This window comes from Fusobacteriaceae bacterium, assembly GCA_031272775.1.
Classification (GTDB): Bacteria; Fusobacteriota; Fusobacteriia; order Fusobacteriales; family Fusobacteriaceae; genus JAISST01.
Window position 1 is genome coordinate 82,149 of sequence record JAISTB010000039.1, and the last position, 15,020, is coordinate 97,168.

Below are 15,020 nucleotides of genomic sequence, written 5' to 3' on the forward strand. Positions count from 1 at the left end.
ATATAACAAGAAAGCGACACATCACAGCGCGCTACATCAAATGAACCGGAGGAAAAAATATGAAAACACTGGAACTGGCAAAAAAATACCACGACTTTGTGGTTCAGATGCGGCGGGAATTCCACAAAAATCCCGAAGCGAGCATGAAAGAATTCAACACGCAGAAAAGGATCCGCGAGGAACTCGACAAGATCGGCGTGGAAAACGTTCCCTGCGGCGGAACAGGCGTTCTTGCCACGATCCGGGGCAAGCAGCCGGGTCTTACGGTAGCCCTCAGGGGGGATATCGACGCCCTGGCGGTCGTTGAGGAAAACGAAAAGGAATACGCCTCGACGGTACCGGGCCTCATGCACGCCTGCGGCCATGACAGCCACGGGGCCATGCTCCTTGGGGCCGCCAGGGTTTTGCAGGATATGAAGGACGAAATCAAGGGGACCGTGAAGTTTTTCTTCCAGCCCGGCGAAGAAGTGGGCCTAGGGGCTCTCGCCATGATCAAAGACGGCGCCCTTGAAGGCGTGGACGGCGTTATGGGGATCCACGTGTCGTCTGAGCTCCCTTCGGGCGTCATCAACGCCCAGGGCGGGCCGCGCATGGCTTCCGCCGATATGTTCAAGATCACGATCACGGGAAAGGGCGGTCACGGGGCTCATCCCGAGGAAACCATCGACGCCGTTGTCGTGGGGGCCGCCATGGTCATGAATCTCCAGACCGTCGTGAGCCGGGAATTCTCCCCTCTCGATCCTCTGGTGGTGACCGTGGGTTCGCTGAAATCGGGAACGAGAATGAACGTCATCGCGCCGACGGCCGTCCTTGAAGGGACTGTGCGCTATTTCCGGAGCGACTACGCCGAGCCGGTAAAGGCCGCCATCGAACGGATCATGAGGCTCACGGCCGAAACCTTCCGGGCCACGGCGGAGCTTGAATACAACTATCTGATCAGGCCCACCTACAACGACGAAGCGGTCGCCCTGATCGCGGAAAAGGCGGCGGCGGAAGCGGCCGGAGAAAAAAATGTCGTCAAAGCGCCCCTGACCACCGGCAGCGAAGACTTTTCGGAATTTTCCTCCCGGGTTCCCGGCGTCATGACGAGACTGGGAACGGGCGACGCGGCCAAGGGAACGGATTTTCCCCACCACCATGGTCGCTTTGACGTCGACGAGGACGCCCTGGTCTATGGCATAGCCTTCTACGCGCAATTTGCCCTGGACTTCCTCGCCGAATACAAAAAATAAGCGAAACCGGAAGCGAAAACAGAACAACAGCACACTGAGAGATGAGCGCAAAAGGTGAAAAACCCCTGCGCTCATGTTTTTCTCATAAAAATTTGTGCAAACGCGAAATTTTTGCTATAATACTAGGTGATAGCAAATTTTAAGAGGGAACAGGATGGCAAAGCAAAACCCAACAAGATACGATACGGTCTGGTTTGTTTTGAAGCCCGAAGGGGAAAAATACTACGTTCTCCCTTTTGACGCGGAAAAAAACAAGCTCGATCTTTCCGACCTGCCTCAAGGCCGCTACGACGAGAAGGCGACCCTTGTCCTTGAAGAGCTCGGGAACTTCCGGAAAGAGGTCTTTTTCGCGGGTTGGGGGGAACGAACCGAGGGAGACTACTGCCTCGACGACAATACGGGGATCCTCGATTATCTGACCGGTCTCGACAACTTTGTGGACGAAAATTATGACCCGATCCTTGTGGAAGAGGAGGGAAACACGCTGTCGCTGGTCATCAGCGAAGCCGAAGACAATGAAAACGAGCTGGTCTCGGAGATCCTGATCAACGACCAGTACAAAAATCCGCACATCATCGACGATGAGATCGCCATCGTCGGAAACCGGATATTTCTACTCGACGTGGAGGGGGACGGCTTCCATTCGCTGGACGAAGTCAGCTGCCGGATCGCGAAGGCGAACCTCGAGACCTTTCTCACGTTGACCATGCAGTTCTTCCCGGGGCTTTCCTTCGATTACCTCGATTATCAGGTGATTCAGGATTTGCCGCTGAAGCCGGAGCTCACGCTCCTGATCGAAAAAATCGCCCGGGATAAGAGCCTCTATCTGAAGATCGATCTTTCGGTTTCTTCTTTAGATTACACGTTTATCGCAAGTAACAAAATCACCAAAGTCGCCATCGTCAACGACATGGAGAAAAAAATCAATATCGCCGTCGTGGACCTCACGGGAATCCATGATTTGATTGACGAGATCACGAAAGTCCTCATCAAGCGGCAGAAAGAGGTCAAGGTCAGGGCGGGATTCTTTGTCGACGAGTCCCTGATCATCATGCAGGAAAAGCTGGCCAAGGAATTCGTCATGAAGGACCTGCTGCAATTCGCTTCGGTCTACAAGATCGAAGGTACGGACCGCCTGAAAAAATACAATATCCGCCCCGTAAAGCCCAAAATCGTCGGTTCCTTCGGGGAATCCATCGACTATCTCGACGGCGGCAAACTCGAGCTCGAGATCGAAGGGGAAAAATTCTCGATCCTCGACGTAATTTCCTCCTATCGCAACGGCACGTCTTATGTGTCTTTGAGCGACGGGACCAACGCGATTCTCAACAAAAAATATATTGAAAAACTCGAACGAATCTTCAAAAACGGGCAGAAGGACACAAAACTCTCGTTTTTCGACTATCCCCTGATCGAAAGCATGCTGGAGGACAAAATCCTCGAGTCCCGCATGAAGAAAAGCAAGGAGTTCTTCCTTGGCATCAACAGTCTCCGGGACTATGACGTCCGTTTTCCGGATATTTCGGCGACGCTGCGGGAATATCAAGTCTACGGCTTCAAATGGCTGCACTATTTGCTGACGAACAACCTCGGCGGTTGTCTCGCCGACGATATGGGCCTGGGAAAGACCCTTCAGGCCATCGCGCTCCTGACCAAGCTCCACGAAGAACCGGGCCGCCACTCCCTCGTCGTCATGCCCAAGAGCCTCATTTACAACTGGGACAACGAAATCCGGCGCTTCAGCCCCAAACTCACGATCGGCGTCTACTACGGGATCAACCGGACCCTGGACATCATCGACGAAAACGACGTGACGCTGACGACTTACGGGACGATCCGGAACGACGTCGAAAAGCTGAAGGACCTGAGCTTTGACCTTATCATTTTAGACGAGTCCCAGAACATCAAGAACGTCAACGCCCAGACGACCCGGGCCATCATGCTGCTCAACGCGGAAAACCGGCTGGCCCTTTCGGGGACGCCCATCGAGAACAATCTGAGCGAGCTTTATTCGCTGTTCCGCTTCCTCAATCCGGCCATGTTCGGCTCTTATGAAGACTTCAACGCCTTTTACGCCGAGCCGATCCAAAAATACAACGACAAGGAAGCGATTCAGGAACTGAAAAAAAAGATCTATCCCTTCATCCTCCGGCGCGTCAAAAAAGAAGTGCTGAAGGATCTGCCGGACAAGATCGAAAAGACCATGTACATCGAGATGAACGCGGGGCAAAAAAGGCTCTACGACGAGCGCCGGCTCTATTACTACAATCAGGTGAAAAACCAGATCCGGGAAAACGGCCTGGGAAAAAGTCATTTTTTCATTCTCCAGGCCCTGAACGAGCTGCGCCAGATCGCCAGCTGCCCGGAAAACAAGAGCGTCAACGTGATCTCCAGCAAGCGGGAGGTCCTGATCCACAACGTGATCGACGCCGTGGAAAACGGACACAAGGTGCTCGTGTTTACAAACTATATCACATCCATCAACAATATCTGCAACGATCTCGGCAAAGCCGGGATCAAGCATCTTTCCATGAGCGGAAACACCAAGGACCGGCAGGATCTCGTCAACAAATTCCAGCTGGACAAAAAATGCAAGGTCTTTGTGATGACGCTCAAAACCGGCGGCGTAGGCCTCAACCTGACCGCCGCCGACACGATCTTTATCTACGATCCCTGGTGGAACAAAACCGCGGAAAATCAGGCCATCGACCGGGCCTACCGGCTCGGGCAGGACAGGACGGTCTTTTCCTACAAGCTGATTCTCAAGGACTCCATCGAGGAAAAGATCCTCAAATTACAGGAAAAGAAAAGCGAGCTGCTGGACAGCCTCATTTCCGAAGACAACACGTCCATGAAATTCCTGACCGAAACGGACATTGAATTTATCCTGGGCGATTAAACGGCGGGTGATAACAGGATGGGAATTTCCCTCGAGCGTTTCCGGAAGGCTTTGAACGACTTCTATTCCCGGGAAACGCTGCTCAAACTCTATAAAAAATATTATCTGGACTGGATCTCCGACGGCTATATCGGAGACAATCTCAGCATCGTGGAAACGATCCTGATCGGGGAAAAGGGCAACAAAGAAACTTTTCTCGATTTTATGGAACAGATTTTCACAAAGGAAGAGACGTTCCACGCCATTTACGACACGCTTCCGGACAGGGTCAGGGAGGTCTTTACGGCCGTCGCCTGGTCGGGTCCCTATTTCATCGCGCCGGAAATCCGGGAGGAATTTTTTGTCGAGTCCGAAAACTATACGCTGAACCGGGAACTCCGGGAGGAATATCTCTTTTTCAAGATCGACAAAGACAGCAAAAAAGGTGAGTTCCTCTACATCGACTACGACATTCTGCGCATGTTCCGCAAGTTTATGGACAAGCCGGAAGAATACAACCTGGTGCATCAGAAAGAATTACAGATTACATTAGTACACAACAATGAGAAGGAATTCCTGCAAAACTTGAGAATTTATCTCGATTATTATACCCAGACCGGCGTCAACCTCTCGGATTCCGGAAAGATCCTGAAGGAATCCAAGACCAATATGCGCAAGTACTGCAATATCAGCGAGTATTACAGCGACTCCCGGGATCTGGATTTTCTGAAGACGGAGATCATCGGCCTCTTCTTTTGCCTGATGAAGGGAAAATACCGGAATCCTGAGTATTTCAATCACGAAAACATCAAGGGCGTCACGGAGGATTTCTTTTCCTGCGAACTCATGGATCATGAAGACAAATTCCGCTATACCTCCCTCTATCTCAATTTTCTCAAGGGGACGCGCAACATCTGGAACTCAAAGGAGGAAATCGCCCAATGTCTCGCGACGATCCGGGGACTCATCGACGAGATGGACGAAAATATGATCGTCAGCGCCGACAACATCATCAAGACCATCCTCTACCGCGACGAATTTATCGAGCTTATCGACGTCAGGGACGCTTACGACTATATTTATATCAACGAAGCCAATTACGAGCGCACGAAGATTCCCAACTATGAAAAATACCTCGACTATGTGGTCAAACCCCTCGTCAAGAGCGTGTTCTTCATCCTCGGAACGTTCGGCCTCTTTGAGCTCTACTACGACTATCCCAGCGACAATCAGGCCCTGTACCTGAAAAACCGCTACCTGAGCAAATACGACGGCCTGCGCTACGTGAAGCTCACCAACCTCGGAAAATACGTTTTCGGCAAGACCGACGACTACAACTTCAACTTTGACATGGAGGAGGCGGAAGTCGTTCTTGACGACGACAGGCTCTATATCTCGGTGATCGGCGACACGCCGGTGGCCAGCATGTTTCTCGAAAAGATCGCGCAAAAGATCTCTCCGGGGAAATTCAAGCTGACCGCCGAGCAGTTCATGAAAGGGGTCGCTTCCCGGGGACAGCTGGAGGAAAAAATCAAAGATTTCCGCGAAAAGGTTTCGGGCGATCTGAGTCCCGTGTGGACGGCATTTTTTGAGGATCTCCGGGCCAAGGCCGGCGCTCTTTCCATCGAAAACGACTACGTCGTGATCAAACTGAAAAACGATCGCGCCGTCATCGACATCATCATGAAGGAAAAACGTCTGAAAGATCTGGTTCTGCGCGCCGAGGAATACAACATGCTCGTGAAGAAAAACAGACTTCCGGAAGTGCTCGACATTTTCCGGGAGTATGGGTATTATATCTATGAAAAGGAGGAAAACGCATGAAAAAAGTTTTGCTGGCATGTTGCCTGGCTGTGGCAATGCTGACTTTTGCCAAGACGGAGCCCTTTGCCAATCTCGAGGAAAAAGGTGGAAAAATGGTCGTAAAAGCGACGGGGCTGCCCTTTACGGGGATCGCCGAGGAGTATTTCAAAAACGGGAAATCCGTCAAATTGAAGGTCGACTACAAGAACGGCCTCGTGGACGGCGCGACGCGGACGTTCTACGAATTTAACGGCAAGCCCCAGGAAGAATTTGTTTCCAAGGCCGGAAAGCGTGACGGAATGCTGAAACGCTATTACATTTCGGGCAAAATCCAATCCAAAGAGCAGTATAAGGGCGGCGCCCTGCACGGGGAAGCCATCGAATACTACGAAAACGGCAATGTCAAATCCGAGGGCAAATATGTCAACGGTAAGCTGGACGGGGATTTCAAGGAATACGACGAAAACAAGCAAATCCGAGTGAAAACCACCTGGAAAAACGGCGTGAAAACCGCGACAAAAGAATATTGATGTCGTTTTTTGGATACAAAAAGATAAATATTTGAAAAAATCAGGGAAAAATGAAGAAAACCATTGAAAAATCAAGAAAAATATGTTACCATAAGTCATTATTCCCGATGTGTGCTTATGACAAATCCAAGCGCCATCCCATTGGAGGCTGTGAATGAAGAACCTGAGAATATTTGGCAACACGGCGGTAAAACTATTCGCTTTGATTTTGTTGGCGACCTTGAGTTTCCCGACCTTCGGGGCCGGAAAGGAAAAAGTCATCAGAAGCACGATGAATATGGACATAGACGGGCTGAATCCCTACAAAATTGTCTCGAGCGCGTCGGAAGAAGTGACGTGGAATGTATTTGAAGGACTCGTAAAGCCGTCGGAAACGGGCGGCATAAAGCCTGCGGTGGCCGAAAGCTACACGGTTTCCGATGACGGACTTACCTATACGTTCAAGATCCGGAAGGGGATCAAGTTCCATAATGGCAATCCGCTGGACATCAAGGACGTCGAATATTCGCTCAACGTCATGACCGGCAGAACCGGCGAGAAAATGGCCAGCGTCGAATTTGAGCTCGTGGACAAAATCGTCGTGAAAAGCGAAGATGAGATCAGTATTGTGCTGAAACAACCCAACGTATCGTTTATTTACGCGATGATCGAGGGCATCGTGCCCGATGAAAACGCGGGCAACCTCGATAAAAAGGCTATCGGCACCGGTCCCTACAAGATCAGTGAATATGAGCGCGAATACGGACTGGTTTTGGAGCGCTTTGATGACTATTGGGGCGAAAAGCCGCAGGTGACGCGTGTTGAGCTCGTCGTGACGCCCGACGCGGAAATCCGCTTTTTGAAGTTGCTTTCGGGGGAAATCAATCTTCTGGCCTCGGGCGTGGACGCAAAACGCCTCGGGGAACTGAAAAATCAAGAAATCGTCAACGGCCCCCAGAATCTCGTGCAGCTGCTGGCTTTGAACCACAAATTCAAACCATTTTCCGACAAACGGGTCCGGGAGGCCATCAACCTCGCCATTGACAAGAAAAAACTCATTGAGATCATGGGCGGGCAGGGCATTCCGCTGGAAACGAACATGAGCCCGGTCATGAAGGACGTCTATGTGGGCGATATCGGCCAGAAAGTGGATCCGGCCCGGGCAAAGGCCCTGTTGAAGGAAGCGGGCTATGAAAATCTCAAATTTACGGTACGGGTACCGAGCAATTACGCCTATCACGTGAATACGGCCCAGGTCATCGTGGAGCAGTTGAAGGAAATCGGCGTCGTCATGCAGATCGAGACCATCGAGTGGGCCACATGGCTGGACGACGTCTACGCCAAGCGCAACTTTGAGGCCACGATCATCGGCTTCAGCGGAAAACTGGACCCCGACGCCGTTTTGCGGCGCTATACGTCCGATTATGAGCGCAACATGGTCAACTATGAGAATCCCGAATACGACAAGCTCATCAAGACCGCCAAAGTCACCGTAGACGACGCGGCCCGGATCGCCATGTACAAAAAGGCCCAGGAAATCCTGCGGGACGACTTTGTCTCGGTGTTCATCACCGATCCCGGCACGATGATCGCCGTGCAAAAAGGAATCAAGGGCTATGTAATTTACCCGATTCCCTTCGTTGACTATTCAAAACTGATCATCGAAGACTGAACGTTCGTTCCGTAAAGGGAGAGTAACGCCATGTACTATTTGAAACGTTTTGCGAAGGTGGTATTTTCCGTATTGCTGATCGGGACATTATCGTTTTTGCTGCTCGACCTGCTGCCGGGAGATCCGGCGGCTGCCATACTGGGTGTGGACGCGGCGCCCGAGGAAGTCGCCGCGTTGAGGGAAAGCCTCGGCCTCAACAAGCCTTTTTTTCTGCGGTATTTCGTGTGGATCAAAGGGGTGCTTTCCTTTGATTTCGGAAATTCCTTCAAATACGGAGAGCCTGTCGTGGAGCTCATCGCGAGGCGATTGCCGCTGACGCTTGAAATATCGCTTGTATCTCTGTTGATGGTATTTCTCGCCTCAGTGCCCCTGTCGTTTTTGCTCTACAAAATCAAAAATAAACACATCCGGAAAATCGGCGATTTTGTTCTGGGCGTGTTTATTTCCATACCCTCCTTCTGGCTCGGCATCATCTCCATGTTTACGCTGGGGGTGATCTTGAGGGTTTTGCGGATCGGTTACGACAGGTCCTTCAAGTCCCTGCTGCTCCCTTGTTTTGTGATCGCCATCCCCAAGATCGGCGTGATCACGAGCCACATCAAGAGCAATCTCGAAAAAGAAATGCGGGAGGAGTACATCAAGTATCTCTTTGTGAACGGTCTTCAAATGAAATGGCTGAACCTTTATATTTTCAAAAACTCCATATTGTCCGTTATTCCGTTGATCGGGATCATGATCATTGACCTCATCACCGGAACAATTATTGTGGAGCAGATTTTTTCGATTCCCGGCATCGGCAGGCTTTTGATCACTTCCGTGGTCAACCGCGATATTCCGCTGATACAGGGTCTGATTTTCTATACGTCGGTGGCGCTCGTGCTCATGAACTTTCTCGTGGACGTGGTTTCGGTCTTGATCGACCCGAGACTGCGGGAGGAGGCGTGATGGAACGGAGAAAAAAGCTTTTGTTCTGGGCTGTGATTTTTCTGGCGATTCTCTTCTGCGCCTGGTTTTACAAGGACCCCTACGCCATGAGTCAGGAGAAAATTCTGGCCAAGCCGTCCCTCGACGGGATACTGGGTTATGACAATCTCGGGCGGGATATTTTCAGCCGTCTTGTGCTGGCCTCTTTTTTCAGTCTCTCGATCAGCTTTGTCTCCGTGGCGGTATCCACGGTGGCGGGGACCATTATCGGAGGTTTGGCGGGCTATTACGGCAAACGGATTGATTCGGTCATCGTGTTTTTCATGGAGGTTTTGATCGCGATTCCCTCGATCCTCATCGCGCTGGGAGTCATCGTCGTCTTGAAAGCGGGCTTCAGCTCCATGATCACGGCCATTTTTCTCATGTATGTGGCCCGCTGCATCAATCTCGTGAGGGGCCTCGTCAAAAAGGAAAAGCACATGGAATACGTCGTGGCTGCCCGTACTTACGGGATTTCTCAACTGCGTATCCTCTTTTACCATATCCTCCCGAATATCACGAAGCCTATTTTAATCAACTTTACGACCGGTTTCGCCGGGGCCATCCTGACCGAGGCGGGTCTCGGCTACCTGGGCTTGGGCATCCAGCCCCCCTATCCGACCTGGGGCAATATGCTGAACCAGTCCCAGTCCTATTTTCTGTCCAACCCGCTCTTTACCATAGCGCCGGGTCTGGCCATCATCTTTACGGTCTATCATATGAACAAGTTGCGAAAAGGCGGGGAGCGGTTCTGATGACGAGAGCAGGCAAGACGGAACTGGATATCCGGAATCTCAACGTTTCCATCGACAACGTCGATCTGTTGAAGCACATTGATCTCAGGATTGACCGGGACGAAGTCGTGGCTCTCGTAGGGGAATCGGGGAGCGGCAAGACATTGACGTCCAAATTTATCTTGGGCATCCTCCCTGAGCGCAGCGTCGTGTCCTTTGACCATTTCTGCAAAACGGAAAAAGTCGGCGCCGTGTTCCAGAATTCTTTTACTTCCCTGAATCCCACGGTCAAAATCGGCTCACAGCTGAAACGCCTGTACCAGTCTCATTTCGGCGATGCCGGCAACTGGAAGCATAAAGTCATCCCGCTTCTGGAAAAGGTGGGCATTCAGCATATCGAAAAATTTCTCAAGAAATATCCCCATGAATCCAGCGGCGGCGAACGGCAGCGGGTGGCCATCGCGGGGGCACTTATTTCAGATCCCGAGCTCCTGATCGCCGACGAGGTGACGACGGCCCTCGACCTCAGGACAAAAATGGAAGTCATCAACCTTTTCAAGAATATCCGGCGGGAAACGGGCGTCACGATCCTTTTCATCACCCACGACCTCTCGTCTATCACCAATTTCGCCGACCGGGTCTATGTGATGTACAAGGGGGAAATCGTCGAAGAAAACACCTGCGAGGAGCTGTTCCGGCATCAAACCCATCCCTATGCCCAGCGGATCATCGGCTTCGCCAACAGCCTCTGGACAAGGGACAGATAGGGAGGATTCCGTGTTTTTGGATGTCAGAAACCTGAGAAAAGATTATATCGTCGAGGACAATTTTACCCGGGAGCGGAAAACGGTCCTGAACGACGTCTCTTTTACCGTGGAACAGGGGGAGATCCTGTCTGTCGTGGGCGAGTCGGGCGCCGGTAAATCCACGATCGGAAGGATATTGCTGAAGATCAGCCGGCCGACGTCGGGAGAGGTGATTTTCATGGGAAAACCCCTCGCCGAGAGCAGTATCGGCGATATCCAGATGATTTTCCAGGATCCCTACAGCTCCCTCAATCCGGCCATGAAGGTGAAGAACATCCTGTCGGAACCCCTGCGGGGCATCGGGATCACAGACCCCGATATCCTCAGGGAAAAGGTCGACAACATCATGAAAGAGGTCTGGCTCGAGGAAAAATACAAGGACAAATACCCCAGCGAGCTCTCGGGCGGGCAGCGCCAGCGGGTGGGGATCGGCGCCGCCATGATTGTCAATCCTAAGCTGGTGGTCTGCGACGAACCCGTGGCCTCCCTCGACATGTCGATTCAAAACCAGATCCTCTCGCTGCTCACCAAATTCAACAGAGAAAACAACACGACGATTATTTTCATCTCCCATGACCTGGGCGTCGTCTATCATATTTCGGACCGGGTGCTGCTGCTCTACAAGGGTGAAGTGCAGGAAATCCGGAAAACGGAGGAATTTTTTAAAAATCCGCAAAGCGCCTACGGAAAGTACTTCCTGGGCGGACTTGTGATACCATGAGGAGGAACAGATGAAGACGGGGAAGACAGTATTGAAAAACGGAAAAATTTTCACGGAACGGGGGCATTTTGTGACGGCCCTCTGCATTGAGGACGGACTCGTAAGCAAGATCGGCCCCGAAGCGGAGGCGGAAGCGGGAAACGCCGCGACGGTTCTCGATTTGCGGGGTAAGACCGTCGTACCGGGCTTCAACGACAGCCATATGCACTTGCTCAAATGCGGCTTCGCCTTGCGTCAGGCAGAACTGTACGGACTGACGTCCATCGCCGACGTCATCGCCGTATGTCGGGCGTTTCGGGCAAAACATCCGGAAATCCGGCTCATCAGCGGCCGGGGCTGGAATCAGGACTATTTTACCGATGAGAACAGACTGCTGACCCGGGACGACCTCGATCGGATCGCGACGGATATCCCGATTATCCTGACCCGGGCCTGCGGACACGTGGCCGCGGTCAATTCCAAAGCCATGGAAATGCTGGATATCGGCGGATCCTTTGTGGTCGCGTCGGGCGGAGAAGTTGGCGTGACCAACGGACGCGCCAACGGTCTTTTGTTTGAGACCGCGGCGGGGCAGGTCGCCGGTCTTTTGGCGGAGCCCCTGACCGGGGAAAGCGTCTGCGCCGTTCTCAAGGACATCGCGGCCGTGGCCAACGCCCAGGGGATAACGTCCGTTTCCACCAACGACATCACCGTGGGTTCCCCTACCGGAGAAGCCATTGAAGCGGGCTTTTTGCTCTACGAAAAGCGGGATCCGACGCTTCGGATCAACCATCAGATGTCCTTTGAAAGTCCGGCAAAATTCCGGGAGCGGATCGCGAGCGGTTATGACAAATCGGGAAATCCGGCTTTTCACCGCTACGGGCCGCTGAAACTCTTTGCCGACGGCTCCCTCGGGGCCCGGACGGCCCTGTTGCGGGCGCCTTATCATGACGATCCCTCGACTTCGGGAGTCGCGGTCCTGACGCCTGCCGAGATCGCCGAATATACGAAAATAGCAGATGAAAATCAGATTCAATGTATGATCCACGGCATCGGAAACCTCGCTTTGGACCGGATCATGGACGCCTATGAGAATCTGACCGAAGGCGGCGAAAACCCGCTCCGCCACGGCATGATTCACGTGCAGATCACGGATCCGGCCCAGCTTGAGCGGATCGCGCGACTCAGGATCCCCGTGGCCGTGCAGCCCGTTTTCCTGCACTATGATCTCCATATGGCGGAGGATCGGGTCGGCAAAGTATTGGCCTCGACGTCCTACGCGTTCCGGACCATGCTTGATTCAGGCATACACGCGGGTTATGGCAGCGATTCGCCCGTGGAACCCTTCAATCCCTTTCATTGCATCCATTGCGCCGTAAACCGGCAGGATCTGAAGGGCCTTCCCGCCGGAGGCTGGTATCCCGCCGAACGGGTGAGCGTCGAAGACGCCGTGGCTGCCTACACGACGGAAAGCGCCTTTACGACATTTGCCGAAGGCGTCAAAGGAAAACTGCTGCCCGGTTATTACGCGGACCTTGTGGTTCTCTCGGCGGACATTTTTACGGTCGCCGCGGAGGCCATCAAAGACATCCGGGCGGACATGACCGTCGTCGGGGGAAATATTGTCTATACCGCCCCCAAAAACTGAAGGGCGCGACGGAAAAAAAGCGGAAATCGGGGGAGTCGGGCTTGAAAAAAATCTTTGTGAACGGAAAAATATACTTGAACCCGGGCAGATTCGCGTCTGCCCTTTGTGTCGAAAACGGCCTTGTGACGGCCGTCGGAACCCGTGAAGAGGCGTTGTCCCAGGGGCGGGGCGAAGTCGTGGATCTCAAAGGAAGAACCGTCGTTCCCGGTTTTAACGATAGTCACCTGCATTTGCTCCACTGCTGGTTTTTCCTCGAACGGGCCAATGTCTCGGGCGCTTCGTCAATTGACGAGGTCATCGCCCGCTGTCGGGATTGGCTGGCGGCTCATCCCGAAAAAAGCGTCCTCGTGGGTAGAGGTTGGAACCACGACCGTTTCATCGGGGAAAAAAGGCTGCTCAACCGGCGTGACCTCGATCGGATCTCAACGGAAATTCCCGTGATTCTCACGAGAAACTGCGGTCATGTGGCGGCGGTCAACAGCAAGGCGGTGGAAACGCTGAAACTGGGTCCCGATTTTCCGGTGGAAGCGGGCGGTCGTCTCGGTTACGACGCCGACGGCCGTTGCAACGGCATTCTCTATGAGACGGCGGTCAATCAGGTCAAATACCTGATCAATGAACCCTATTCCCGGATGCAAATCTGGCAAAACCTGCAAAAGATAGCCGCTCTGGCCAACGCGGCGGGCATAACTTCCGTTTCCACCAACGATCTCTATCTGGGCTACCCCGACGCCAAGGCCGTCGAGGGCGGCTATCACATGTACGCCCGCAACAATCCCACGATCCGGGTCAATCACCAGATTTCCTTTTATGATCTCGAAACGCTGAAAAAAAGGCTCGCTTCCGGCTATGACCGCTCGGGAAATCCCGCCTTCAACCGTTACGGGCCCGTCAAGCTCTTTGCCGACGGTTCTCTGGGCGGACGGACGGCCCTTTTGAGCCGACCTTACGCCGACGATCCGACGACCCGCGGGCAGGCGGTCACGGGGCCCGAGGCGCTGAAGGCCTTCTTCCGGGAGGCCTCGGCCCATGGGCTTCAGTGCGTGGCCCACGCTATTGGCGATCAGGGCATAGAAAACGTGCTTGACGCCATTGAATCCGTAAACGGCGGGGAAAATAATCCCCTTCGCCACGGGATCATCCACGCGGCCCTGCCGCGACCCGATCAGCTGCGAAGGCTTGCGACGGGGCGCGTTCCGGTTCTTGTGCAGCCGGTCAACTTGCGGCGCAACGCCTCAGGTCTTGCGGAAAAAGTCGGTGAGGAGCTCGCTTCTTACGCCTCTCCCTACAAAACCATGCTGAAAAACGGCATTCCGCTGTGCTTCGGCTCCGACGGGCCCATCGCGCCCTTCGACGTGATGACGGGCATCCACTGCGCCGTCAATCGTCAGGATTCCGCCGACGCCGCGGGCGGCTTCCGTCCGGAAGAGGGCTTGTCGGTGGAAGAAGCCGTTGACGCCTATACGTTGGCGGGCGCCCGGATCTCCTTTGAGGAAAGCGTCAAAGGACGACTGTTGCCGGGATACTACGCCGATTTTGCCGTATTGTCCGACGATATTTTTACGATCGAAAAAACCCGGATCAGGGATGTCCGGGTCGAAATGACTATGGTCGGCGGAAGAATTGTGTTTACCCGCTAGCTGCGGTGACGCCCTTGGAGGCATGGAGCGGGCCAAGGCGCTGATTATACGGATTATTGAGAATGTGGCGGCTGGAAAGTAAAATCCGGCTTTGTGTACGGGCAAAAAGTCATAGAATAAAGCCTTCCGGAATATCTCCGGAAGGCTTTGTTGTTTATGGTCAAACCAAAAGTCTGTGCGCCTGATACGTATGGGAGCATAGCATACGCCCCGCACAACAGCCGAGGCTGATTTTATATCCCCAAATTGCAATTTTTTCAATATTGCATAGATATCATATATCAAAGTCATGATAATAATATATATTCTATATATGTATACAAATTGATTTCTTGACAATTTCTGAGTAATCCAATAAAATATTTAAAAGTGTCGAATTTTCGTTCTGAATTTGTCTTGATTCAGGGGGCTTGCCATGAAGCTTAAATTCATAAT

The 15,020-nt window shown here is 52.7% G+C and carries 11 protein-coding genes; all 11 read left to right on the forward strand.

The window, feature by feature from the left end; genetic code table 11:
* The first annotated feature begins 59 nt into the window (after nucleotides 1–59).
* The 11 genes from LBQ97_09725 to LBQ97_09775 all read left to right on the forward strand — a co-directional run bounded on the left by LBQ97_09725 (nucleotide 60) and on the right by LBQ97_09775 (nucleotide 14,585).
* Complete coding sequence (locus LBQ97_09725) at nucleotides 60–1,232, forward strand: amidohydrolase (GenBank protein MDR1832983.1); 1,173 nt, start codon at nucleotides 60–62, stop codon at nucleotides 1,230–1,232.
* Between the two features lie 154 nt (nucleotides 1,233–1,386).
* Nucleotides 1,387–4,131, forward strand: coding sequence for a DEAD/DEAH box helicase (locus LBQ97_09730; GenBank protein MDR1832984.1), 2,745 nt, complete (start codon nucleotides 1,387–1,389; stop codon nucleotides 4,129–4,131).
* 18 nt (nucleotides 4,132–4,149) lie between these two features.
* The gene (locus tag LBQ97_09735) at nucleotides 4,150–5,934 is read left to right on the forward strand and encodes a hypothetical protein (GenBank protein MDR1832985.1); all 1,785 of its coding nucleotides are present in this window, start codon (nucleotides 4,150–4,152) and stop codon (nucleotides 5,932–5,934) included.
* The gene (locus tag LBQ97_09740) at nucleotides 5,931–6,443 is read left to right on the forward strand and encodes a toxin-antitoxin system YwqK family antitoxin (GenBank protein MDR1832986.1); all 513 of its coding nucleotides are present in this window, start codon (nucleotides 5,931–5,933) and stop codon (nucleotides 6,441–6,443) included. The genes LBQ97_09735 and LBQ97_09740 overlap by 4 nt, the downstream gene beginning before the upstream one ends.
* A gap of 154 nt (nucleotides 6,444–6,597) precedes the next feature.
* Complete coding sequence (locus tag LBQ97_09745) at nucleotides 6,598–8,094, forward strand: ABC transporter substrate-binding protein (protein MDR1832987.1); 1,497 nt, start codon at nucleotides 6,598–6,600, stop codon at nucleotides 8,092–8,094.
* A 30-nt stretch (nucleotides 8,095–8,124) separates the two neighbouring features.
* Complete coding sequence (locus tag LBQ97_09750) at nucleotides 8,125–9,039, forward strand: ABC transporter permease (GenBank protein MDR1832988.1); 915 nt, start codon at nucleotides 8,125–8,127, stop codon at nucleotides 9,037–9,039.
* A complete protein-coding gene (locus LBQ97_09755; protein ID MDR1832989.1) occupies nucleotides 9,039–9,812 on the forward strand; it encodes an ABC transporter permease in 774 nt (257 codons plus the stop codon). Before LBQ97_09750 ends, LBQ97_09755 begins: the two co-directional genes overlap by 1 nt.
* The gene (locus LBQ97_09760) at nucleotides 9,812–10,558 is read left to right on the forward strand and encodes an ATP-binding cassette domain-containing protein (GenBank protein MDR1832990.1); all 747 of its coding nucleotides are present in this window, start codon (nucleotides 9,812–9,814) and stop codon (nucleotides 10,556–10,558) included. The genes LBQ97_09755 and LBQ97_09760 overlap by 1 nt, the downstream gene beginning before the upstream one ends.
* Nucleotides 10,559–10,568: 10 nt before the next feature.
* Entirely contained in the window at nucleotides 10,569–11,318 is a 750-nt protein-coding gene (locus LBQ97_09765; protein ID MDR1832991.1) for a dipeptide/oligopeptide/nickel ABC transporter ATP-binding protein, read from the forward strand.
* A 10-nt stretch (nucleotides 11,319–11,328) separates the two neighbouring features.
* Nucleotides 11,329–12,945: an amidohydrolase gene (locus LBQ97_09770; protein ID MDR1832992.1), complete on the forward strand. Its 1,617-nt coding sequence runs from the start codon at nucleotides 11,329–11,331 to the stop codon at nucleotides 12,943–12,945.
* 41 nt (nucleotides 12,946–12,986) lie between these two features.
* Nucleotides 12,987–14,585: an amidohydrolase gene (locus LBQ97_09775; protein MDR1832993.1), complete on the forward strand. Its 1,599-nt coding sequence runs from the start codon at nucleotides 12,987–12,989 to the stop codon at nucleotides 14,583–14,585.
* The last annotated feature ends 435 nt before the right edge of the window (nucleotides 14,586–15,020 follow it).